Source organism: Paenibacillus sp. FSL H3-0469 (assembly GCF_038051945.1).
Taxonomy (GTDB): domain Bacteria; phylum Bacillota; class Bacilli; order Paenibacillales; family Paenibacillaceae; genus Paenibacillus_AQ.
Map to the genome: position 1 here is coordinate 1,337,080 of NZ_CP150302.1, position 23,059 is coordinate 1,360,138.

Genomic DNA, 23,059 nt, shown 5'->3' on the forward strand with positions numbered 1-23,059 from the left:
GATACAGGTCTGGACCTATTGAGCCGGTTGTGCCGGACTATCCGCTTCTGCCGGATCAGCATCCACCGGCTCCGGCTCTGTATACGTCAATTCATGGGCAGCAGCATAAGCAGCAAGGCTGTCAAGCGCCCGGTGAGCCAGACGTTCGTTTTTCTCTTTTTTGCTGCGGAACCGGGTCTCAAGCTTCGGCAGCAGGCCGAAGTTGGCATTCATCGGCTGGAAGTGCTGCGGATCGGCCGAAGTGATATAGGCGGGCATGCTGCCCAGCACCGTATCCTCGGGGAAGATCAGGCTCTCTTCTCCAAGCGCAGCTCTCGCTGCATTCATACCGGCGATCATACCGGAAGCCGCAGATTCTACATACCCTTCCACCCCGGTCATCTGGCCGGCAAAATACAGCCGTTCCCGGCCTTTCATCTGGTAAGTGGGCTGCAGCAGCTTGGGAGAATTAATAAAGGTATTGCGGTGCATAACCCCATAACGCACATATTCCGCCTGCTCCAGGCCCGGAATAAGTGAGAATACCCGCTTTTGCTCGCCCCACTTCAGATGGGTCTGGAAGCCAACCAGATTATACAGCGTACCGGCAGCATTGTCCTGGCGCAGTTGCACAACCGCGTAAGGCAGCTTGCCCGTGTGAGGATTGAGCAGCCCTACAGGCTTCATAGGGCCGAACAGTGCCGTCTGCTTGCCGCGTCTCATCATAATTTCAATCGGCATACAGCCTTCAAAATAAATCTCTTTCTCAAAATCTTTGAGTGCAGCCGTCTCAGCCGAGATCAGCGCATCATAAAAAACATCGAATTCCTCTTCCGTCATCGGACAGTTCAGATAGGCGGCTTCGCCTTTATCATAGCGGGAAGCCAAATAGACCTTGCTCATATCGATGCTGTCTTTCTCAACAATCGGAGCCGCTGCATCATAGAAATAAAAGTATTCCTCGCCAAGCAGTCCCTTAATCTCCGAGGACAGGGAGGGTGAAGTCAGCGGCCCGGTAGCAATAACAACAATCCCTTCCTCCGGTATATGCGTAAGTTCTTCGTTTATGACTTCCACCAGAGGGTGGTTATGCAGCATGGATGTAATTTCACCGGAGAATCCGTCCCGGTCAACAGCAAGAGCGCCTCCCGCCGGAACGGCATGTCTGTCGGCTGCACCCAGTACCAGGGAGCCCAGGCGCCGCATTTCTTCCTTAAGTACACCCACTGCATTCCCGAGGCCATTCGCCCGCAGTGAGTTGCTGCAGACCAGTTCGGCGAACTGATCTGTATGATGCGCCGGTGTCTTCACAACCGGGCGCATCTCATACAATCTGACTGGAACTCCGCGCGAAGCGATCTGCCAGGCGGCTTCACTTCCGGCCAGACCTGCTCCGATAACGGTTACTTGTGCTTTTTGTGTCAATTTCCGTTCCTCCTGTAACCCTATTATTCTGCTAACTCATCGCTCTCGATTACAGCTTCTGTATGATCGCATGAAGTACACTGCAGCTTGGTTCCCTGCTTGTTGCGTTTCTCTATCATCCAGGAGCCGCAAGCCGGACAAGGCTTCACTGATGGCTTATCCCAGGAGACAAAGTCACAGCCCGGATATTGGTCGCAGCCGTAGAAGACACGTCCCTTCTTGCTGCGCCGCTCCACAACCTTGCCTTCATGGCATTTCGGACAGCTTACACCGATATCCTTAATGATCGGCTTGGTGTTGCGGCATTCCGGAAATCCGGAGCAGGCCAGGAATTTGCCGAACCGGCCCAGCTTATAGACCATGGGCTTGCCGCATTTCTCACACAGCTCATCGGAGACCTCATCTTCAATCTCGATTTCCTTCATTTCTTCTTCCGCATATAGGAGTCTTTTCTCAAAGGATTCATAGAACTGGGCCAACACCTTCACCCAATCCTCCGCGCCTTCCTCCACATGGTCAAGGTCTCCTTCCATATGGGCAGTGAATTCCACATTGAGAATTTCCGGGAAGAACTCTTCCATTTGCTCTATGATCAGTTCTCCAAGCTCAGTCGGCATGAACTTCTTCTCTTCAATCGCCACATACCCGCGCTTCTGTATCGTCTCCAGGGTCGGCGCATACGTACTTGGACGGCCTATGCCCAGTTCTTCAAGCGTCTTGACGAGACGGGCTTCTGTATATCTTGGCGGCGGCTGGGTGAAATGCTGCTTCGGCTCAATCTCGCGCTTCACCAGCTCATCGCCTGCCTTCAGCTGCGGCAGGAACTTCTCTTCGTCTGTTGTGCCGTCGTCATTGCCTTCCACATACACTTTCATGAAACCCGGGAACGAGACCTTGGACCCTACCGCTCTGAATATCGCTGTTCCGGCTGTAATATCTACCGACAACGTATCCAGCAGCGCGGAAGACATCTGACTGGACACAAAACGCTCCCATACCAGCTTATACAGCCGGAATTGATCACGGCTCATGAATTCCTTGACCATTTCCGGCTCACGCAGCGCAGAGGTCGGACGGATCGCTTCATGCGCATCCTGTGCGCCCGCAGCCTTCTTGGAATATTGGCGCGGCGTCTCGGGAATGAACTTCTCACCGTATTTGGCTTGGATCAGCTCCTTGGCTTCATCCTGGGCCGTAGTGGATATACGCGTAGAATCCGTACGCATATAAGTGATTAACCCCACAGTGCCTTCCTTGCCCAGCTCGACTCCCTCATAGAGCTGCTGTGCGACAGACATCGTCTTGGACGCGCGGAAGCCCAGCTTGCGGGCAGCCTCCTGCTGCAGTGAGCTTGTCGTGAACGGAGCGGATGGATGACGCTGTCTCTCCTTCTCTTTCACTTCTTTGACCTGGAAGGCAGCGTTCTTTATCGCTTCCAGCACTTCCTGCACATCGCTCTCCTGGCCCAGTTCCTTCTTCTCGCCGTTCAGCCGGTGGAACTTGGCTTCGAATTCAGAATCCCGAATCGCTAGCCGGGCAGTAATGCTCCAGTATTCTGTAGGAACGAATTCGGAAATTTCATTCTCCCTGTCCATTACAATCTTGACCGCTACCGATTGTACCCGTCCGGCGGAGAGGCCTTTTTTGACTTTCTTCCATAATAGAGGGCTAATCTTGTAACCGACAAGCCGGTCCAGAATCCGCCGCGCCTGCTGGGCATTCACCAGATCCATATTAATCTTGCGCGGTGTCTTGAAGGCATCCTTTACCGCCTGCTTCGTGATTTCATTGAAGACCACCCGGCATTCCTGAGTGTTGTCCAAATTCAGTGCATTTGCCAAATGCCAGGCAATGGCTTCCCCTTCGCGGTCCGGGTCAGCTGCGAGATAGACTTTCTTGACTTTTTTGCTGGCATCCTTAAGTTCCTTCAAGATAGAACCCTTGCCCCGGATCGTTATATATTTGGGATTGAACTGATTCTCCACATCCACACCGATCTGGCTTTTTGGCAAATCTATGATATGCCCCATTGATGCCTTAACAATATATTTGCTGCCCAGATATTTACCAATCGTTTTCGCTTTTGATGGTGATTCTACAATAACCAACGCATCTGCCATAGGTTTTCCTCCCAAAAGTTCGTAAGCAGGCAACCTCCTGAACCCGTCCTCAGACCAGCCCGAACCAGGAAGTGCAAGCTTACCACAGTTACTTCTATATTAAATTACCTTATAAATTGCACCCGGTAATTGTGTTACCGCTTTTTTTATGATTAAAGATAACAGAACTGAATGCAAATGTCCAAAATCCCACCTCGTTGACGCCAGCAGCTCATCGAGTGTAAACGGGCCTTGATGCAGTATATGGTAAAGGTGCAGCTCCTCACTTGTCAATTTCTTTTCCATCAGATCGGCCGGACTCTCTTGCTCTAGTGCTCCTGCTGAGGCTGTTCCAATCCCCTTGGAAGGCAGGCAGGAGACGTATTCTTCCACAATATCTGAGGCACAGGTTACCAGCTTCGCACCTTGCTTAATCAACTCCAGTGCCCCTCTGCTCTTGGGAGAGGTCAGCGGCCCCGGCACGGCAAATACATCCCGGCTTGCTTCAAGCGCAGCATCGGCAGTAATCAGGGACCCGCTGCGGCTGTCTGCTTCTACCACCAGTGTTCCCAGTGACAGACCGGCGATAATCCGGTTGCGCTGCGGGAATAGTCCAGGATGGCTCGGAGTTCCGAGAGGATATTCGCTAAGAACCAGCCCGCCCCGCGAAATTTGCCGCTCCAGCTCACGGTTATCCGGAGGATAGACCTTATCGAGGCCGGTTGCCACCACCGCAATGGTCCCCCCTGCTCCGTCTAGCGCCGCTTCATGACAGACACTGTCAATCCCCCTCGCCAGGCCGCTTACAACCGTGAGACCGGCTGCACTTAGCTGTCCCGCCAGCATCTCTCCCACCTTACGCCCATAAGCAGTAGGTACCCGCGTCCCAACCATGGCAACAGAGGGACGGGAAGCCAGCTCCAGGCGGCCACGATAGTACAATACCCAAGGCGGCTGAGGGGTTTCCCGCAGCTGCACGGGGTATTGTTCGTCCAGAATGGTGACCATCGCTACACCGCTTTCTTTCATTAAAGAGTAGCGCTTCAGCACCCATGCTTCAGTAAATTCTGCCGCCAGCCGTGCAGCTACTACGCTGCTGATTCCAACCCGCTCCCATTCCTCAGCAGAACAGGAGAAGACAGCATTCGTCAAAAGACCCGCCCGGCGGATCTTGTCGATACTTTTCCACCCAATCCCCTCCATCTCATGCAGACCGAACAACAGCTCCCGAATTTCCATATGTATTCTCTCCCCGTGCGGAAGGGCCAGCCTTCCTTATTGTCTTAAACCAAATGGTCTTAAACCAAAAAAAGCAACCTTTCATCCGCGTAATACGGGACAAAAGGTTGCTTACCTTCAATATTCATTATACCTGCTTCAGCAGGAAAAGCTGTGACTAAACAACCCCACAAAGTGGAGATTTAGCTTGGATGATAACTCAGGTACTTGGCGGGGACCCCAAAACATTTCGAACTAGCGTAAGAAGTGCTCTAGTGGGTTGTGAAAGCATTCAGGATGCCGCGTTCCTCAAGTACACTGACGAGGGTAGAGCCCATTTCGGCAGGCGTTGGCGCTACCTTGATGCCGCAGGACTCCAGCACAGCGATCTTCTCGCTCGCCGTACCTTTGCCGCCCGAAATAATCGCCCCGGCGTGGCCCATCCGTTTGCCTGGAGGTGCAGTAACCCCGCCGATGAAGCCCACTACAGGCTTGGTCATATTCTCTTTGATCCACAGCGCAGCCTCTTCCTCTGCCGTCCCGCCGATCTCACCGATCATAATGACAGCCTTCGTGCCCGGATCTTCATTAAATAGCTTCAGAATATCGATGAACTCCGAGCCCTTCACCGGGTCGCCTCCGATGCCCACCGCCGAGGATTGGCCGATTCCGCGCTCTGTCAGCTGATGAACAGCTTCGTAGGTCAAGGTGCCGCTTCGTGAAACTACACCCACATAACCCGGCTTATGAATATAACCCGGCATAATGCCGATTTTACATTCTCCAGGCGTGATGACACCGGGACAGTTGGGACCGATCAATACCGTGGAGCGACCTTCCATGTATCTGGACACTTTGACCATATCCAGCACCGGAATGCCTTCCGTGATACAAATGACCAGTTCCATCTCCGCATCCACTGCTTCCATAATGGAATCTGCGGCAAAGGCAGGCGGTACATAAATGACGCTTGCAGTTGCGCCTGTGGCTGCTTTGGCGGCAACAACCGTGTCGAAGACAGGCAGACTTTTCTCCGTGCCGTTGTCCAGGGTTATCTGAACCGTAGTCCCCCCCTTGCCAGGAGTTACCCCTCCAACCATCTGAGTACCGTAATCCAGCGCGCCTTTTGTATGAAATAAACCCGTAGCGCCGGTAATTCCCTGGGTGATGACTTTCGTATTTTTATCTACAAGAATGCTCATGCGATAGGTCACATCCTCACTTATATTGTCGAATACGAGACTGGCTCCCCACAAAGGCAGCTATGATTACACAAGAGCAACGATTTTGCGGGCACCGTCCGCCATGGAATCAGCAGCAACGATATTCAGTCCGGAGCCGGCGAGAATCTCCTTGCCCAGTGCCACATTCGTGCCCTCAAGACGTACGACCAGCGGCTTGGTTAAGCCAAGCTGTCTCGCCGCTTCGACCACACCGGTAGCGATGACATCACAACGCATAATGCCGCCAAAAATATTAACAAAGATACCGTTCACCTTGTCATCGGACAGGATGATTTTGAAGGCTTCTGTTACCTTCTCAGTCGTCGCACCGCCCCCTACATCGAGGAAGTTGGCCGGTTCGCCGCCATAATATTTAATGATATCCATAGTTGCCATCGCCAGGCCCGCACCGTTCACCATACAGCCGATGTTGCCGTCCAGTGCGATGTAGCTGAGGTCGAATTTGGACGCTTCGATTTCTTTGGCATCCTCTTCGTCCAGATCACGCAGTTCCAGGATATCCTTGTGGCGGAACAGACTGTTGGAATCGAAGTTAAGCTTGGCATCAAGCGCCATGACATTACCGTCAGCAGTAACGACCAGCGGGTTGATCTCCGCAATCGAGCAATCTTTATCCACAAAAGCCAGATATAGCGCTTGCATGAACTTGACCGCTTTGTTCACCAATTCGGGAGGAATAGCGATACTGTAAGCCAGCTTACGCGCCTGGAAGGTCTGAAGCCCCACCGCCGGATCAACAATTTCCTTGAAAATCTTCTCGGGATGTGTCGCTGCCACCTCTTCAATCTCCGTACCGCCCTCTTCAGATGCCATCATAACGACACGTCCTGAAGCACGGTCCACAACCAGACCGATATAATATTCTTTGACAATCTGACAGCCCTCTTCAATCAGCAGCCGCTTCACTACCTTGCCTTCGGGTCCCGTCTGATGGGTCACCAGTGTCTTGCCAAGGATCTCGGACGCATACGCGCGTACCTCATCACTGTTCTTCGCCACCTTGACGCCGCCGGCTTTGCCGCGTCCGCCAGCATGAATCTGCGCTTTGACTACAACCACAGGTGTACCCAGCGCTGCGGCAGCTTCCACTGCTTCGTCCACTGTATAAGCAACTTTTCCGTTCGGTACGGCTACGCCATACTTCTTAAGTACTTCTTTTCCCTGATACTCGTGGATATTCATTCCGGAAGCCTCCTAAAGTGTTGCGGTGACCTGTGCAGGCAGCCTGCGGTCATTCCGCATTCCGTTTTGATTGTCCAAAGCCGGGTCCAGACCGGTTGTTAACCGGCAATATCCCGGTACAAGCAGAGCGCCGGCGCCTGAAGCATATGCTGCAAACGTTACAGTTCTCTGCCAGTAGCATATAGTTCCTATCACAAAGTGATATCTATAATTACCTATATGCCAGAATGTGAAACCCAGAATATTGTAACATGTTTTAAAAACGCTTTCCTTAAAAACTTTCACTATTTATACATACATTTTCGCTCGGTTTCATGCCGGAATGCGAACGATTGCATTGACATCCATGCTGAAACGGCTTTACCGCCCTTATTCAGGACGGCGAAACCTATACTCTTGTATGGGAGCGAGACTACTATTTTGAATTGCTGACGTTAGCTTCATGCACCCGGTCCAGGAGATTTTTGAATTGTCCCAGCAAATCTATGAACTCTACCGGGGAGAGCTTCGTGCCTTCTACCATTTTGCCGGGAATGTCCATAGCATCCAGCTGAAGCGCCAAGCCTTGGGGGGTTAATGAAATCAGTACCTTCCGCTCATCCTGCAAAGAACGTTCACGCAAAATTAGTCCTGCAGCCTGCAGACGCTTGAGCAGCGGAGTCAGCGTACCTGAATCGAGGAACAGAGCTTCACCCAGCTCTTTGACTGTACATTGCTGTCTCTCCCACAGGACCAGCATAACCAGATACTGCGAATACGTTAATCCGATCTTATCCAGATGAGGCTGGTATAGCTTCGTAAATTCACGCGAACAGGCATAAATCGTAAAGCAGAGCTGGTTCTCCAGCATAAGCTCAGGGGTTGTTGTGGATTCTTTTTGCATTTCTTCTTCACCTGCCTTTGTGACAATAGTTTATCACAATTCATCCATAATATCATGTTAATAGCGGAAAATAGATTGACTTTAATTTTAATTGTGTTAAATTAAGTTGTGTACAATACATTATGAAAACGAACGGGAGCGATTTAATATGATGACCATCCAACAGAAAATGTACGAAACAACAGTAAAAGCCGTAGGCGGCAGACAGGGTTCTATCGAATCCGACAGCCCTAAGCTGAACCTTGCGATCAGCACACCACGCGAAATGGGCGGCGCCGGCGGTGAAGGCACGAATCCTGAGCAGCTGTTCGCAGCCGGATATTCCGCTTGCTTTGACAGCGCGCTAAACATGGTTGCACGTATGGGCAAAGTAAAGATCGAAGGCTCTGAAGTAACAGCTACCGTCAGCTTCGGTAAAGTGGAAGACGGCGGCTTCGGCATTGCCGTGAAGATGGATGTTCTGGTCAAGGGTGTCGATCGTGAAACCGCCAAACAGCTGGTAGAAGCGGCTCATGGCGCATGTCCTTACTCCCGCGCAACCCGCGGCAATATCGAAGTTGAACTGAACGTGCTGTAAGAATAGCTCCACAAGTGGAGACGGCATTGCAGTCCTTTTAAAGGACAGTACCGTTTCAGCATCCAACCCCTGTCCGGCGGCCCTGGACGGGGGTTTTGGCGTGTCAGGCTTCCTCCTCCACCATGACCTGCCTGTCCAGATTGCGGTATTGGACCGCTTCGGCAAGATGAGCAGCGCCAATCCCCTCCGTGCCTTCCAGATCGGCAATCGTACGGGCCAGCTTAATAATCCGGTCATGCGCCCGCATGCTGAGTCCGAGACTCTCCAGAATACTGCTTAGCAGCATCTCCTCTTCCGGCCGCAGTTCAGCATAACGGCGAAGCGCCGCCCCGGACAGCTCGCTGTTCCAGGAGATCGGCAGAGTCTTATATCGCTCCGCCTGAATGGCCTGAGCCCGCATAACCTCAGAACGCATCTGTGCTGTCGAGACCGGAGGTACACTCCGGTCTCCTGCTCCTGGACGCGGTACATCAACCTGCATATCCATCCGGTCCAGCAGCGGGCCCGAGATTTTGCCACGGTACTGGGCGATTTTGGCCGGACTGCAGCTACACCGCTGCTCTGCACTGCCATTGCCCAGAAATCCGCACAAACAGGGATTCATGGAGCAAGCGAGCAGGAACTGGGCAGGAAAAGTAAAGGATGCCCGTGCCCGGCTGATGGTGACAATCCCATCCTCCAGCGGCTGGCGGAGCACTTCGAGCACATTCCGGGAGAACTCGGGCAGCTCGTCCAGGAAGAGAATGCCGCGGTGTGCAAGGCTAACTTCCCCGGGCTTCGGAATTCCGCCCCCGCCGATCAATCCGGCTGCCGAGATGGTATGATGCGGTGAACGAAACGGGCGCTCACGCAGTAAGCCGCCTCCGCCGTCCCTAAGCTTCCCGGCAGCACTGAATATCTTCATCACCTCAAGCGATTCTTGATCGTTAAGCTCGGGAAGAATTCCGGGTAACCGCTTAATCAGCATCGTCTTCCCCGTACCAGGCGGGCCGATCAGAATTATATTGTGCATCCCGGCAGCCGCAATCGTTAGCGCCCGCTTCACATGATTCTGGCCGATAACATCACTGTAATCCTCATTCATTAGCTGCTTCAGCCCAAGCGGGGAGGGAATATTCTCCGCTGGCTCAGAATGATATCTCAAATGATCCAGGGACAACACCAGAACGGGCGGACGCTTCCTGGAGGACGCTTCAGCACTCACAGATACTGAAACCGGAAACGGCAAATCAGCCTGCGGCAAGGGCAAGTCTGATCCGGCTGCTTCAGACTGCTCAACCGGATTCGGCGGAGGAAGCTGACCGGGCTGAGGCAGCTCACGCAAATGTCCGGCAGTGTACACCTTCATTCCCGCGATTAACGCAGCTTCAGCCGCGTTGCCGGGCGGCACCAGAACAGCATGAATCCCGGCCTGCCGCGCAGCCTGGGCCATGGATAATACCCCATTTACCGGCCGCAGACTTCCATCCAGCGCAAGCTCACCAATCAGCAGCATCTGCCCGGCTTCCGGCATGATAAGCTGGCCGCTCGTCGTCAGTATCCCGAGGGCAATCGCCAGATCAAACGCCGAGCCCTCCTTGCGCAGATCCGCCGGAGCCAGATTAATCGTCACCCGCTGCTGGGGATAACTATATCCGCAATTTTTGACGGCGGCCCGTACCCGTTCGACCGCTTCCCTGACTGCCGAATCCGGCAGACCGATAATATGAGTCTGCGGCAAACCATTAGCCAGATCCACCTCCACTCCGATCATTACACCTTCAATGCCATACAGGCATGCGCTATGCATTTTTCCGTACACCAAATAAGCACCTCTTCTCCAGAAATACACCCGCAGCGGGCGTTCGTTTCCAGGAAAAAAGGTGCTTCCTCTTTTTCCGTAATCTTAATTGCTCTAAGTATATCCACAACCCTACACAACATGCAAGGTTATTGCGCATAAATCACTGCACAAAATTTAGATTTTAATCGTCTTGCATAATTGTGCAATCACGACTAAAGGATCATTTTAATCAGCCTTCTTCACTGGCTGCCACCGACTCCCTGATCTGTTCAAAAGATAGCGGGGTGTAATTCCAGTGCTCCACACAAATATTAAAGTGATGATTCCCCTCATACTTCTGTCCATGAATATGTCCGTGCACATTCACGTAAGGCATATGCTTGTTCATATACATCGGCTCATGGGAGAGCAGAAAAAACTCCTTGTATATCATTGGATACTCACTGACCTCATCAAATCCGGCTTCAAGCCACCAGTCCCGTCCCCGTCCACGGTCATGGTTGCCAAGAATCAGAATTTTGTACCCGTTCAGCGCAGCCACAATGCTCCGGGTATCCTCTTGATTCCTGAAGGAAAAATCCCCAAGATGAAAAACCGTATCCTCCTTGCTTACGACAGCATTCCAGTTCGCAATCATCACCTTGTCCATCTCTTCCGCACCGGCAAAGGGCCGCGATTCAAAATCAATGATCAGCTTGTGGCCAAAATGATGATCCGAGGTAAAAAATACTTTGGACAAGACCGCTCCCCGCTTTCGCTAAGTGCTTGATTCCTTATTCATTCCACTTCCGTTTGGCCCCGCGCCGGTTCACATCCATTTGTATTAATTCCGCCACCGGCGGCGCTTCCTCATGCTCGATCAGCCATTTGCGCATTTCCTTAATGGCCTCCACTTGTCCGTTGCCCTTGTCGCGCCAGGTCAGCAGCTCGATCACATTGATGACCAGTGACAAGAGGCTGCTGTTGCTGTCTTGGGTTTTCTCAGCACGCATCTTGTGGAATAACGCTTCATTCTCCCAGTCAATCAATATCTCTTCCGCTATTGCAGGCCGCATAACGGTAAATGTCTTATTACAATTACTGCAGCAAACAACGGATAAGGGCTCTGCGCCAAGTTCCGCTACTATATTATGCTCACAATTTTGGCAAGTAAAGCTTACCTGTATATTCATTGGTTGATTCCTCATTCCGGCAGCCCTCCTCATGGTGGCATTAAAAGTTACACTAATGTTTACCCACTTCTTTTGAGAAATGACCCATGAAGTCCGGCATCTGTCAAGGATAATTGTATAATTCTACCCGATTTTTCAAAAAACAGAGAACCGCTAAAAGGCGTCCCGGAGATGACGCAGGGAGCCGATGCTTAAATCCGGCTGAAGCTGTACAGCAATCACATCGAAGGCAATTGCATTCGGCTGCAGTCCCTGCATGTGCAGGTAGACCCGGGCCGTCTCTCTCACCTGACGTATTTTGCGCGCATCAACTGATTCCTCCGCAGTGCCTTGTACAGCTGATCCGCTCCGGCTGCGGACCTCAATGAAGACCAGAGCGCCTTCATACTCTGCGATAATATCCAGCTCTCCGCTACGGCAGCGCCAGTTATAATCCCGGATGAGGTAGCCCCGTGAAGTCAGATACATTCGGGCCGCCTGCTCGGCAGCAGCGCCCTTCTCCTGGCGGGTGTAGGTTCCGCCATCCCCGTTATGGCTCACTTCAGTCTCCGTTCCCCGGCTGTCCGGTCACTCTGGTATACATAGCTGAGAATCTCAGCCACCAGCTGGTAGAGCTGAGGCGGAATCTGGTGGTCGAGATCCAGCTTCGACAGCACCTCTACCAGCGCAGCATCCTCCTGGACCGCTACTCCGTTTTCCTTTGCCTTTTGCAGGATGATGTCCGCAACCGAGCCTTGCCCCTTAGCGACAACCACTGGCGCTTCACTCTGCCCCGGAATATATTTGAGCGCCACTGCCTTCTTGAGATTTTGCGGAACCTTCTGCTCAGACTCACTCATATGCGGTAATCTACTCCTTTGTACTCCTGAGGAGCATAATCGGACGGCTTCACCGCAGCAGCGGCCACGCTCCGTTCCGGCAATGCCTCCGTGCGCAGGCTGGACAGCTGATAGCCTATGCCTTCGACCGCCGCTTTCATCTCCTCGCGGCGGCCCTCCAGCAGCTCCAGTACCCAAGGTTCATCGTTATGCAGCTTCAGGCTGACGATGCGGTCCACCACCTGCACATCGACCAACGTCTGGCCGAGCTGCTTCATGTCAAGATCGAACCACAAGCGGCAATTCGCCGCGTCGAGTTCCCCTTTGCTGCCGCGCCGCGACTGGATCTGGACGGAGGCCGTCTCCCGGCCATCCGGTCCGTGCAGCGGCAGGAACATCGTCACCTGCGCGAACGGCGCGGTGCGGTCTGTATTCAGCAGCAGCTGCTGGCCCGTCAGCTGCTGCACCAGCTGGCCCGCGGCTTCCTTGACCGCGGGCGGGGCCTCGCTGCTGCCCAGTACCTGCAGCAGCACGCCCTTGAGCGTACCGGCGGCATCTTCTGCGCCGCCGGACGCTGCCTGCGCAGCGGCGGTATGCGCCCCGCCGCCGCGCAGGATCTGCTGCTCGTGCTCCGCACCGAGCAGCTTCAAGATCCGCCCCACCCAGGGGTCAGTCCCCTGGGTGGCGGCGGGGTCCCCCCTGCGGCTGCGCCGACGCAGGGGCTGCACTGCCGCCCGCCGCGCCGGAGGCGGGCGGGGCTTCGGCGAGCTGCGGCAGAGCGCCGCGCAGCTCGGAGAGCACGCCCTGCAGCTTCGCGAGCAGGGCAGGCCCCGCAGCGCTCTGCGCCTGCGCGGCAACGCCCGCGCCCTCACGCACTCCAGCTGCGGTACCCGCACCTTCGCCGCGCGCTCCCGCTACAGTTCCCGCACCTTCACCACGCGCTCCTGCGGCGTTCACCGCTCCTTCACGCGCTCCCGTTACAGTTCCCGCTCCTTCACCACGCGCTCCTGCGGCATTCACCACTCCTTCGCGCGCTCCCGCTACAGTTCCCGCTCCTTCACCACGCGCTCCAGCAACAGCTCCCGCTCCTTCACGTGTTCCTGCTACATTCCCCGCTCCTTCGCGCGCTCCAGCCACGCTTCCCGCTCCTTCACGCGCTCCCGTTACAGTTCCCGCTCCTTCACCACGCGCTCCTGCGGCATTCACCACCCTTCGCGCGCTCCCGCTACAGTTCCCGCTCCTTCACCACGCGCTCCAGCAACAGCTCCCGCTCCTTCACGTGTTCCTGCTACATTCCCCGCTCCTTCGCGCGCTCCAGCCACGCTTCCCGCTCCTTCACGCGCTCCAGCTACAACTCCCGCTCCTTCGCCACGCGCTCCAGCTACATTCCCCGCTCCTTCACCACGCGCTCCTGCGGCGTTCACCGCTCCTTCACGCGCTCCAGCCACGCTTCCCGCTCCTTCACGCGCTCCAGCTACAGTACCCGCACCCTCACCACGAGTTCCTGCTACGTTTCCCGCGACTTCGCCACGCATTCCCGCCGCGTTCCCTGCACCTTCACGCGCACCCGCAGCATTCCCGCTGCCTGCCGGCTCTGCATCTCCCGCTGGTACTAACGCAGCTTGTCCATTAGCCCCGGAAGCTTGCGAAATGCCCGCATTACCCGTCTGTCCCGCCTGAGCATTCGCCCCGGCAGTCCCTCCATTGCCAGCCAGCCCGGCATTCACTCCGCCTGTCAGCAGCCCTGCCGCAGGTCTGCTATTGCCCGCTGCTTGACCTGATCCGTCGCCGTCCGCCCCTTGCTGCACCCAGGCGTTCAGTGCAGTCTCCAGCTTCGCCAGCAGATCGTGCAGCTTCGGTCCGAATACAGCCTGCTGCAGCCCCTTCACTGTCTCCGCCGTTACAGGCAAGCCGCGCTTCACTGAGATTACAGCCGCCTCCAGCCACTCTGAGGCAGGGACACCGGGGGGTTTGGCATTCATTACAGCATCCAGCTTCGCCGCAGTCTCCTTAGTGAAGGCTAGTCCTCCGGCTTGCATCGCTTGAACAATCTCCCGTCCCGCCTTGGAATTGGCAAGTCCAAGCGACTCCAGCGCCTCACCCATACTCTGCGGCGAGACCATAGCCGCCTCCCCTAGAGAGACCGGCTTAAGCACCGGCAAACCTCCTTCTCCTTGTGCGCCCACCTGCAGGTTCAGCGTCTGACCGGCTGCCAGCGGTGTCTCCAGTTCAGCCCGTACCGGCGTTCCCTGAATCTGCACCACCGCTTCTTTTCCGGAATCGGATACGCTTAGCACAACGCCGCGAACAACCTGACCTTCCTTAAGCTCTACAGATTTGGCCTCTCCCGCCTTGCTGTCGCCAAGCAAACCGCGAACCAGTGATCCGATGTTCATGTTGTCCGCCTCCCTTCTTTCTATTTATATCGGTATTTCACCTTCATTTGTGATTATCTGGATGACACGCCAAGTCGAAACTGCTATGCCATCCTTTTAGAGGACGGCACCGTTTCAGCGAGAAATAGAAGGATAATGTATACGTGAAACTATACATTCTTATATTTTTAGAATAAAGATAACTGTTCCTGCTCCGCCAGAATATTGCCGATAAAGCTGCGCCGGTGCATCGGAGTTACACCAAGTAGCTTGATCTGTTCACGATGCAGCTTGGTAGCATATCCTTTATGTACTTTGATCCCGTAATCCGGGTACAATTCCTCCCACAAGCCCTCACAGAGCCTGTCACGGGTCACCTTGGCTACAATGGAGGCGGCAGCAATCGACTGGCTGTTGGCATCCCCTTTAATGATGGCGCGCTGCGGCAGGGGCAGGTCCACCTTCTCCGCGTCAATCAGCATATAGTCCGGCTGCTGGCTTAACCCTTCTACCGCCAGGCGCATCGCCAGACGCGAAGCCTGCTTAATATTAATTTCATCGATTACCGCCGCCTCCACATGCCCTAAGCTTACCGCCAGCGCCTGCTCCATAATGGTCTCATACAGAGCATCCCGCTTTTTGGCCGTCAGCTTCTTCGAGTCATCCACACCCTCAATAATCAGCCCCGCCGGCAAAATTACCGCTGCAGCCACCACATCCCCAAATAAACAGCCCCGCCCTACTTCATCCACACCTGCGATGTGACGGAAGGATTGCCCCCAGCCTTCTTTTTCGTACCCAAGCATATCTAACTCACTCATCATCTCTCCACCTGCCCACTAAAATTAAAATAAGCTACATCTATGATCTTCCTACGAATATATGACATAATGCGAATCGTAAAGTTCCATCACTATCCATCATTTTCCACCTAATTCCAATCTACAAAATTAAAATTCTGCACTAAATACAACAATCCCTTCATTAATACTGCGTAAATCCAAAAAAGTTGTATGAATAACAGCATTTCTCTTCCCCCAAATAGCCCAAACGAGAACATTCCTGCATTTCCTACAACAATTCTGTTACACTGCATCATATCAATAGAGAAGAGTTGCAATTCTTACAACATAACTTCGCGCATCCCCTTATGCCTCCATCCCCCCCATACTTCCGACGTCTTTTCGCTCCTTCTCACACTTCCCAGCACCTTCTAACGCCTTTCAGCTCTTTCTCCCCAACCCTCTACACGCAAAAAAAGAACCACCCCTCATTCACGGATGGCTCTTCCATTCCATACTACATTCTACTATTCAGGTGTCTCCAGCGTGAAGCGTCCAAGCTTCCCGGCACGCAGCTCATGCAGCAGCGCGCGTGAAGCCTTCTCCAGGTCTACACGGCCGCCGCTCATTAGACAACCGCGCTTACGTCCAACCGCTTCCATAACGGCTACGATTTCGTCCGGGTTCTCTAAGTCCTCCGGCAGCTTACTAATATCGAAGCGCTCCTGGAACCGGCTTCCGTAATCCTTCACCAGATATTTCACCGCATAATAAGCGATATCCTCAATATTCAGGATTTCTTCCTTAATGGCCCCGGTTACTGCCAGCTTATAGCCTACCGTCTGGTCCTCGAATCTCGGCCAAAGAATCCCCGGCGTATCCAATAGTTCCAGACTGCCGCCGGTCTTAATCCATTGCTGGCCCTTGGTAACCCCCGGACGGTCACCGGTAATCGCAATATTTCTTCCAGCCATCCGGTTAATGAGAGTCGATTTGCCTACGTTGGGAATGCCCACAATCAGGGCCCGCATCGCACGCGGATTCATACCCTTGGCAATTTGCCGGTCGATCTTGTCCTTCAGCAGCAGCTTCACCTGCTCCGGAATTTCTTTAATCCCGGTGCCAGTAGAAGCATCTACCGGATAGGCAACATGACCTTGCTCCTTGAAATAAGCCAGCCACTTGCGCGTAGCTTCCGGATCGGCCAGATCTGCTTTATTTAGAATAATCAGTCTTGGCTTGTCCCGCAAAATATCGTCAATCATCGGATTGCGGCTCGATATCGGCAGACGGGAGTCAAGCAGTTCTATTGCAACATCAATTAGCTTCAGCTTATCCTCGATTTGCCGTCTAGCCCTCGTCATATGACCAGGAAACCATTGAATGGCCAATGCCGTCACCTCCTTTGACTTCTGTCAGCTTCGTAATGAATTAATGATTTATTAATGAGATATTCTTCACCGGCCAGAAAATAAGGTCTGCACGGCCGACAATATCCCCCAGCGGCACATAACCGATCATCCGGCTATCCGTACTGTCAGAGCGGTTATCCCCCATTACGAACACATGGCCTTCCGGCACCTTGTTGTCGGTAAACTGCTCATTCGGGAAGTTCTTATTGTTATACAAAATGTTGTTATTATGTGCATCATCAATCGCGCCCTGGATATACGTTTCGTTCACAGGCTCTCCGTTAACTGTAACGACATCCCCTTCAACTGTGACTGTATCGCCTGCCACACCAATGACACGCTTAATGAAATCCCGGCCTTCTGAAGGCACATGGAACACAATGACTTCCCCGCGCTCCGGCTTGCGGATATCGTAGAGAATTTCGTTAACAATCACTCGTTCGCCGGTATGAAAGTTAGGCTTCATAGAAGGGCCGTCTACGATAAACGGTTTGAACAAAAGCCAGCGTATTAGAATAACCAGAACCAATGCAATCGCTATCGCTTTAATCCATTCCAGGACTTCATTCTTTGGCTTCCGGGGGCTCTGGCCGTTAGAATCAATCATTTCGCCTTGCCCTTGCTGCAAATCCTGCTGCATAGTTCACCGTCCTCTCCAATAATTGTTATCTCCACTATACAATACAAAAAAGCTCCTGCCAAAAACTCCCCCGCGATTACTCCTTCAGGAGGCCTTTTCGGAGAAGCTGTTCCTAAGGCACATATGTCTAAAAACCCCATAAAGTGATGCTTTAACTTCGACGCTTACTCAGTTACTTTACGGGGAGCACAATTCTTTAATTACAAGAAATAAACGAAAGGGGCTTGAATTCAAGCCCCTTTCCTTTGTCACTATTCTAGCGACGAATTTCTTTAATTCTTGCAGCTTTACCGCGCAGGTCACGAAGATAGTACAGCTTCGCACGACGAACTTTACCGCGGCGAGCCACTTCGATTTTCTCGAGTTTAGGGGAGTTGACTGGGAATGTTCTTTCCACACCAACACCATAAGAGATTTTACGAACCGTAAAAGTCTCACCGATACCGCCGCCGCGACGTTTGATTACAACGCCTTCGAACAACTGGATACGCTCACGAGTTCCTTCGATAACTTTTACATGCACCTTCAAAGTGTCACCCGGGCGAAAACTCGGGATATCTTTTCGAAGTTGCTCTTGTGTAATTGCTTGTAGGATATTCATTAAGGACTTCCTCCTTCCGTACAGGTGTTCTTGCCTCTTCCGGAGAGCCGTTGCTCTCCCTCATTATCCGCAGAGGACCACCGTATTCCACACAACAGAAGTAATTTTATCATAAAAGACAGGCCCATGCAACATATATTTATTCTTTAAAGCGGCAGCATATCCCGTTTCTTCGCCTTCACCTTGCAGTCCTTGCAAAGTCCGACCACACTTCCGTCATCCTGGGCGTAAAAAATCAGCTTGCCGTTCTTCTTCTTGCAGGAGGAGCACTGCTGATCCGCAGCATTCTGCTTGGCCCTACGGTGCCCTTCCATAGAAATTACATTACTGGCCTTCCCCTGCTTCGGCGCTTCAGACTGTTCTTGGCTCATCCGGCTGCGGTACACGGTATAGACAACTGCGCCCACCAACACAACGATCAGGAATGCTGCATACTGCATTTGGCTCATCCGCCCCTCTGACTTATTCAGTCAAAATAGTAAACAGACCGTTTCCCGGGTCTGCTTCCGTGCCGGCCCTCCAGCTGTCTTCATTCTTCCGGTCCTTCATCTAACGCTAGTGTACCATAATGCAGAGTTGAAATGTAGCCGCAGGCTTACTGGACTATAGTCCAGTAGAACAACCCGCCGCCAGGCTGTTATCCAGTGTTTTCCCATAATATATAATACTGAGTATACATAAGCAAATAATCATGCCTTTAGGAGGGCCTATATAATGAAGAAACATCACAGCACAGCAATTATTGCAGCAATGGCCGTATTTTCTATTGCACTTACCGGCTGCCGGGAGCTTCCCGGCAAGGAAGCGGCGGATAACCAGTTGGAGCAGACGATCTCCGGCAGCTTCACCCAGGAAGCGGCAGAAGCCGTGAAGCAGAGTCTCAGCGATGCCAGTGATGCTGTAGGCGACGCCATCGAGAACACAGCGGGCATGATTGAAGATCAAATAAACACCAGCGGAATCAGCCGGAAGTTCTCCACCTCCCTGCCTATTGCTTCGGCTTCTGTCCTAAAGTTAGATAATGCGGTGGGGGAAGTCGCAGTGGCGCCCGCTTCAGGTGACGAGATTACTGTCCAAGCCACCGTCATAGTCCATGAGCAGACAGGCCACAAGCTGGTATCCGGCGTACTGGATCATACAGAAGTTTCTATTGAACATAAAGGTGACGCTCTAATCGTCTCTGCTCATGGTGAAGGCGATGCGAAGAAGGATCTCTGGGAATGGGCGCAGCATGAGTACGGCGATTCCAACCTCAGCATTAATTATGTAATCGGGATTCCAGAGACCGTTGACCGGTTTGAGATTGATAATAATGTAGGCACCGTTCAGCTCCGCGGGCTTGAGGGGACTTTTGAGATTAACAGCAATGTGGGAAGTATCATCCTGCAAGACACCGTGTTCACAGGCAAGTCCAGTGTGGAGTCGAATACAGGAAGTATTGAGCTTGGAGTATCCAGCATGACCAAGGGCAGCAGCCTCAAGGCCAAGAGCGATATCGGAAGAATCTCCGCCGATCTGTCAGCTTCAACCGCATGTACGGTCAAAGCCCGCAGCGAACTCGGCCACATCTCCGGCGCTGACAACGGTAAATCGAAGGATTATAATGGCGGCGGTCCGCTGCTATCGTTAACCACACAGATCGGAGCCATCTCCGTTAATTAAATCATCCAATACTAATGATTACGCCAAAAGTGGGCCTCCCTGACTTCCAGGAGCCCACTTTTGTTTTGTTCAAGCCATCGTCAGATTAGCGCAATCGCCAGAAGCGTGAACAGGCTCAAGGTAAGAATCTGGCTGCCGTAACCATAGTATCCGCCATAGTAGTTCCCCGCACCGCCCGGATAAAAGGCTGAGGTTTGCATTCTGCCATTACCTTTTGTTTTCAGATACACATTGTTCCGGTCCACATCCACAATAATTCCTTCATGGCGTTTGCCGTCAGTAGTCATAATGCGTACACGCTTGTCTTTGCAATGGAGACAATTATAATAAGCTTCCATCTGCTGTTTCCTCCTTAATCGTGGTTCTGTATCTTATGAGGGGAGGGATAAGCCGGTAACGGCTATCGTCACGCAGCAGGTGTCTATAATTAAATCAGCTGTGAAATGAATAATTTGTGAACATTGTGTATCAATTTTGTGTAAAAAGGGGTAATATTAAAGTAACAAAACAATTAACCGCTTACGGTTGTGAACAATCTTCTACAATCCATAAGGAGGCAGGAATCATGAGTACAGCAGGCAGACGTTTTATTAATGAAGGAGTACTGCGGATCGCCTGGTTTATCATCTTCGCTTCGCTCACCTACACGGTGCGCAATTATACTTGGGCCATTGTATTGCTTATGGTTGTTGCCTTGTATTCACTGGTTACGGGAGTCATTATGCTTACCCGCCGGGATAGAGACAGGGGCAGGTTCTAGATTAACCGCACATGGCTCTTATCCTCAAAATAAAAACACTTCCTACAGAGCGTGCTGCGCTGACGGAAGTGTTTTTTATTTTGAACGAAAACGGGAATAATCGGAGTAACAGGATTTGAACCTGCGACCTCACCCACCCCAAGGGTGCGCGCTACCAGGCTGCGCTATACCCCGACATTTCAAATCAACCCAATACTTCATGCCTACGTTTGCCGCATCCTCACGATTAACATACGTTCATCTTATTCTTAATATGCCGGAAAGCGGTTACTTGCTGCTTATACTATAAATATACCCTACTCGTGATGTGGTTTCAAATAGAGTTTAGTATTTTTATGGAGTTCAATATTTTTTCGGATGTCATTAAAATTTAATGGATTTTCCGTAAAGGCTGTGCTATACTCTTGGCACAAGGAAAGGAGGTGCGTTCACATCAAGCATGACATGCTGAACGTATCCCTTACCCGGACCAACGGCTGAATGTTTTAGCCTTGGTGGCGCGGGATACGGATCAAAGTTACAAACTAGCGCCTCGGGTAGAGAGACCGTCTTCGGACGGTCTTTTTTATTTTCCAGGTTATTATTAAAAATAACCGCTTGAGCCATCAGGACCTTACGTCCTTCTGCTCAAGCGGTTATTGGTGTAATCTGCTGTATTACTGAGGCTATGGAACCTGATACCAGGGTCTAATTCATTCCTTGCAATGTATTAGTTATGATTTACGATTCTTATAGAAATCGATAATATCACTCACTGTGCGGAGCGGCTCCGCTTCTTTATTGTGGACTGTGTCCACGGCTGGCTTGAATGTTTCATGCGTATTCGTAGTCACTTCAGTCATTCCTTTCGATAGTTAAGCTAGCTGTGTCTTAAGCTGCATCTACTCTTGCGGCGCCTCTTATTATTACCCTTGGACAAGGGTACCGACACACCCCTGCTTCTATTTTCAAATAAAAATCTACTTTTCCTGCCTATCTGTCACATTCATGAAACATGTCTTACAATCCCCAGCACACAGCAAAAAACGCCTCCCTAACGTAATATACGTTAAAAAGACGCCAGCTATGACTCTATTCAGGCCCAAATTTACAGTTAATTATTATCGAGGCTTGCCTGCTCCTGCAGCCGCTTCAGCGTCTGCTTGTCCTTCACTGTCAGCTCAGCCGTCTCCAGCAGATCCGGTCTGCGTTCGAGGGTACGCTGAAGCGCCTGCTCACGCCGCCACAACTCGATATTGGCATGATGTCCGCTGAGCAGCATGTCCGGCACCTTCCAGCCCCGGAACTCTGCCGGCCGGGTATAATGCGGGTACTCCAGCAGCCCGGTGCTGAAGGAGTCAGAGATTGCAGAGGTTTCGTTACCCAGTGCCCCCGGCTGCAGCCGCACGATCGAATCTATTACGGTCAAGGCAGGCAGCTCGCCGCCGGTTAGCACATAGTCGCCAATCGACAGCTCGTCCGTCACCAGATGCTCACGAATTCGCTCGTCATAGCCCTCATAATGACCGCAGATGAAGATCAGATGCTGCTCCTGGGCCAGCTCTTCGGCGATCTGCTGGTTATAGGTCCGTCCCTGGGGGCACATGAGAATAATGCGCGGCTTCACCGCCGCTGTGTCCTCAGTGTCCGTGGCCCCTTGCTCACCGCCAGCGCTGCTCTGGGCTAGAACATGCTCCACCGCTGCGAAGATAGGGTCAGGCTTCAACACCATGCCTCCCCCTCCGCCGTAAGGCGTATCATCCACGCTATTATGCTTGTTGCCCGAGAAGTCGCGGAAATTCACAGTGTTCAGTGAAGCAATGCCTTTCTCACGGGCCTTACCAAGAATGCTGGTGCCGAAGACGCCTTCACACATATCCGGGAACAGCGTCAGCACGTCGATGCGGATCATGGGAGCAGCCCTTCCATGAGGTGTACAGTGATTTTTTTGTCTGCAATATTGACGTCCAGTACTACATCATTAATGACCGGAATCAGAATATCCTGGCCCTTCTTCGGCTTCACTACCCAGACATCGTTGGCCCCGGGCTGCAGAATCTCTGTAATCGTTCCCAGCGGCTGGCCGGCATCTTCATCCGTGTAGACTTCACATCCTACGATCTGGTGGAAGTAATACTCGTTCTCCGGCAGCTCAACCAGATCATCACTTGGCACCTTAAGCATACTGCCTTTATATTTCTCGATCTCATTAATATTCGTATACCCCTTAAGCTTGGCGATATACATCCCTTTGTGCTCTTTTGCCGATTCTATCGTAACCTCGAATTTCGGGCTTCCGTCTGCGGGAATCAGCAGCAGCTTTTTGCCGGGTGCAAACCGTACTTCCGGGAAATCGGTATGCGACAGGATTTTGATCTCCCCGCGGATGCCGTGCGTATTGACCAGTCTGCCTACGGTTAACTCTTCTGTCATGTGTTCATCTCCTTCACGTTGATTACGAACAGCTT

Annotated in this window: 25 protein-coding genes and 1 tRNA gene; 3 read left to right on the forward strand and 23 right to left on the reverse strand. The window is 52.4% G+C overall.

What is annotated here, in order from left to right:
- Positions 1 to 15 precede the first annotated feature (15 nt).
- The 6 genes from trmFO to NSS83_RS05835 form a co-directional block, all read right to left on the reverse strand.
- Positions 16 to 1,404: an FADH(2)-oxidizing methylenetetrahydrofolate--tRNA-(uracil(54)-C(5))-methyltransferase TrmFO gene (trmFO, locus tag NSS83_RS05810; protein WP_341185364.1), complete on the reverse strand. Its 1,389-nt coding sequence runs from the start codon at positions 1,402 to 1,404 to the stop codon at positions 16 to 18.
- A gap of 23 nt (positions 1,405 to 1,427) precedes the next feature.
- Positions 1,428 to 3,524, reverse strand: a complete 2,097-nt coding sequence (gene topA / locus NSS83_RS05815) for a type I DNA topoisomerase (RefSeq protein WP_341347836.1) — start codon at positions 3,522 to 3,524, stop codon at positions 1,428 to 1,430.
- 99 nt (positions 3,525 to 3,623) lie between these two features.
- Positions 3,624 to 4,742, reverse strand: a complete 1,119-nt coding sequence (gene dprA / locus NSS83_RS05820; protein WP_341185362.1) for a DNA-processing protein DprA — start codon at positions 4,740 to 4,742, stop codon at positions 3,624 to 3,626.
- Between the two features lie 251 nt (positions 4,743 to 4,993).
- Complete coding sequence (sucD, locus tag NSS83_RS05825; RefSeq protein ID WP_341185361.1) at positions 4,994 to 5,923, reverse strand: succinate--CoA ligase subunit alpha; 930 nt, start codon at positions 5,921 to 5,923, stop codon at positions 4,994 to 4,996.
- Positions 5,924 to 5,989: 66 nt separating this feature from the next.
- The gene (gene sucC, locus NSS83_RS05830) at positions 5,990 to 7,147 is read right to left on the reverse strand and encodes an ADP-forming succinate--CoA ligase subunit beta (protein WP_036724647.1); all 1,158 of its coding nucleotides are present in this window, start codon (positions 7,145 to 7,147) and stop codon (positions 5,990 to 5,992) included.
- 415 nt (positions 7,148 to 7,562) lie between these two features.
- Entirely contained in the window at positions 7,563 to 8,030 is a 468-nt protein-coding gene (locus NSS83_RS05835; protein ID WP_341185360.1) for a MarR family transcriptional regulator, read from the reverse strand.
- Positions 8,031 to 8,178: 148 nt separating this feature from the next.
- Between NSS83_RS05835 and NSS83_RS05840 the strand changes: the two genes are divergently transcribed.
- Positions 8,179 to 8,607 carry an organic hydroperoxide resistance protein gene (locus NSS83_RS05840; protein WP_036692467.1) on the forward strand — a complete coding sequence of 143 codons (429 nt, stop codon included), beginning with the start codon at positions 8,179 to 8,181 and terminating at the stop codon, positions 8,605 to 8,607.
- 103 nt (positions 8,608 to 8,710) lie between these two features.
- Here NSS83_RS05840 and NSS83_RS05845 read toward each other — a convergent pair whose 3' ends face one another.
- The 13 genes from NSS83_RS05845 to NSS83_RS05905 all read right to left on the reverse strand — a co-directional run bounded on the left by NSS83_RS05845 (position 8,711) and on the right by NSS83_RS05905 (position 18,630).
- Positions 8,711 to 10,408, reverse strand: coding sequence for a YifB family Mg chelatase-like AAA ATPase (locus NSS83_RS05845; RefSeq protein ID WP_341185359.1), 1,698 nt, complete (start codon positions 10,406 to 10,408; stop codon positions 8,711 to 8,713).
- A gap of 211 nt (positions 10,409 to 10,619) precedes the next feature.
- Positions 10,620 to 11,129, reverse strand: coding sequence for a phosphoesterase (locus NSS83_RS05850; RefSeq protein WP_341185358.1), 510 nt, complete (start codon positions 11,127 to 11,129; stop codon positions 10,620 to 10,622).
- 34 nt (positions 11,130 to 11,163) lie between these two features.
- Positions 11,164 to 11,418, reverse strand: a complete 255-nt coding sequence (locus tag NSS83_RS05855) for a hypothetical protein (RefSeq protein WP_083684912.1) — start codon at positions 11,416 to 11,418, stop codon at positions 11,164 to 11,166.
- Positions 11,419 to 11,715: 297 nt separating this feature from the next.
- The gene (locus tag NSS83_RS05860) at positions 11,716 to 12,102 is read right to left on the reverse strand and encodes a YraN family protein (RefSeq protein WP_341185357.1); all 387 of its coding nucleotides are present in this window, start codon (positions 12,100 to 12,102) and stop codon (positions 11,716 to 11,718) included.
- Positions 12,099 to 12,401 carry an EscU/YscU/HrcU family type III secretion system export apparatus switch protein gene (locus NSS83_RS05865; RefSeq protein WP_341347837.1) on the reverse strand — a complete coding sequence of 101 codons (303 nt, stop codon included), beginning with the start codon at positions 12,399 to 12,401 and terminating at the stop codon, positions 12,099 to 12,101. Before NSS83_RS05865 ends, NSS83_RS05860 begins: the two co-directional genes overlap by 4 nt.
- The gene (locus tag NSS83_RS05870; RefSeq protein WP_341347838.1) at positions 12,398 to 13,030 is read right to left on the reverse strand and encodes a hypothetical protein; all 633 of its coding nucleotides are present in this window, start codon (positions 13,028 to 13,030) and stop codon (positions 12,398 to 12,400) included. The genes NSS83_RS05865 and NSS83_RS05870 overlap by 4 nt, the downstream gene beginning before the upstream one ends.
- Before the next feature lie 19 nt (positions 13,031 to 13,049).
- On the reverse strand, positions 13,050 to 13,589 hold the full coding sequence (locus NSS83_RS05875) for a hypothetical protein (RefSeq protein ID WP_341347839.1): 540 nt from the start codon (positions 13,587 to 13,589) through the stop codon (positions 13,050 to 13,052).
- Positions 13,583 to 14,776 carry a hypothetical protein gene (locus NSS83_RS05880; protein ID WP_341347840.1) on the reverse strand — a complete coding sequence of 398 codons (1,194 nt, stop codon included), beginning with the start codon at positions 14,774 to 14,776 and terminating at the stop codon, positions 13,583 to 13,585. Before NSS83_RS05880 ends, NSS83_RS05875 begins: the two co-directional genes overlap by 7 nt.
- A gap of 167 nt (positions 14,777 to 14,943) precedes the next feature.
- Positions 14,944 to 15,576: a ribonuclease HII gene (locus NSS83_RS05885; RefSeq protein WP_341185354.1), complete on the reverse strand. Its 633-nt coding sequence runs from the start codon at positions 15,574 to 15,576 to the stop codon at positions 14,944 to 14,946.
- A 488-nt stretch (positions 15,577 to 16,064) separates the two neighbouring features.
- Positions 16,065 to 16,928 carry a ribosome biogenesis GTPase YlqF gene (gene ylqF / locus NSS83_RS05890; protein ID WP_340753151.1) on the reverse strand — a complete coding sequence of 288 codons (864 nt, stop codon included), beginning with the start codon at positions 16,926 to 16,928 and terminating at the stop codon, positions 16,065 to 16,067.
- Between the two features lie 40 nt (positions 16,929 to 16,968).
- Positions 16,969 to 17,589 carry a signal peptidase I gene (gene lepB / locus NSS83_RS05895; protein WP_341185353.1) on the reverse strand — a complete coding sequence of 207 codons (621 nt, stop codon included), beginning with the start codon at positions 17,587 to 17,589 and terminating at the stop codon, positions 16,969 to 16,971.
- A gap of 256 nt (positions 17,590 to 17,845) precedes the next feature.
- Positions 17,846 to 18,190 (reverse strand): 50S ribosomal protein L19, encoded by a 345-nt coding sequence (rplS, locus tag NSS83_RS05900; RefSeq protein WP_036701215.1) that lies wholly within the window; start codon positions 18,188 to 18,190, stop codon positions 17,846 to 17,848.
- 146 nt (positions 18,191 to 18,336) lie between these two features.
- On the reverse strand, positions 18,337 to 18,630 hold the full coding sequence (locus NSS83_RS05905; protein ID WP_341347841.1) for a hypothetical protein: 294 nt from the start codon (positions 18,628 to 18,630) through the stop codon (positions 18,337 to 18,339).
- 274 nt (positions 18,631 to 18,904) lie between these two features.
- Here NSS83_RS05905 and NSS83_RS05910 point away from each other — a divergent pair, with 274 nt between their 5' ends.
- Positions 18,905 to 19,852, forward strand: coding sequence for a hypothetical protein (locus NSS83_RS05910; RefSeq protein ID WP_341185351.1), 948 nt, complete (start codon positions 18,905 to 18,907; stop codon positions 19,850 to 19,852).
- 80 nt (positions 19,853 to 19,932) lie between these two features.
- Here the strand turns inward: NSS83_RS05910 and NSS83_RS05915 are convergent, their stop codons facing one another.
- A complete protein-coding gene (locus tag NSS83_RS05915) occupies positions 19,933 to 20,190 on the reverse strand; it encodes a hypothetical protein (protein ID WP_076078592.1) in 258 nt (85 codons plus the stop codon).
- Positions 20,191 to 20,417: 227 nt separating this feature from the next.
- On the opposite strand from NSS83_RS05915, the gene NSS83_RS05920 reads away from it, so the two are divergent.
- On the forward strand, positions 20,418 to 20,612 hold the full coding sequence (locus NSS83_RS05920) for a hypothetical protein (RefSeq protein ID WP_036701210.1): 195 nt from the start codon (positions 20,418 to 20,420) through the stop codon (positions 20,610 to 20,612).
- 100 nt (positions 20,613 to 20,712) lie between these two features.
- Here the strand turns inward: NSS83_RS05920 and NSS83_RS05925 are convergent.
- From NSS83_RS05925 to rimM, 3 genes are all read right to left on the reverse strand, one after another.
- Positions 20,713 to 20,786 (reverse strand) — tRNA-Pro (locus tag NSS83_RS05925).
- 919 nt (positions 20,787 to 21,705) lie between these two features.
- A complete protein-coding gene (gene trmD / locus NSS83_RS05930) occupies positions 21,706 to 22,500 on the reverse strand; it encodes a tRNA (guanosine(37)-N1)-methyltransferase TrmD (protein ID WP_341348712.1) in 795 nt (264 codons plus the stop codon).
- Positions 22,500 to 23,024: a ribosome maturation factor RimM gene (gene rimM / locus NSS83_RS05935; RefSeq protein WP_341185350.1), complete on the reverse strand. Its 525-nt coding sequence runs from the start codon at positions 23,022 to 23,024 to the stop codon at positions 22,500 to 22,502. Before rimM ends, trmD begins: the two co-directional genes overlap by 1 nt.
- Positions 23,025 to 23,059 lie beyond the last annotated feature (35 nt).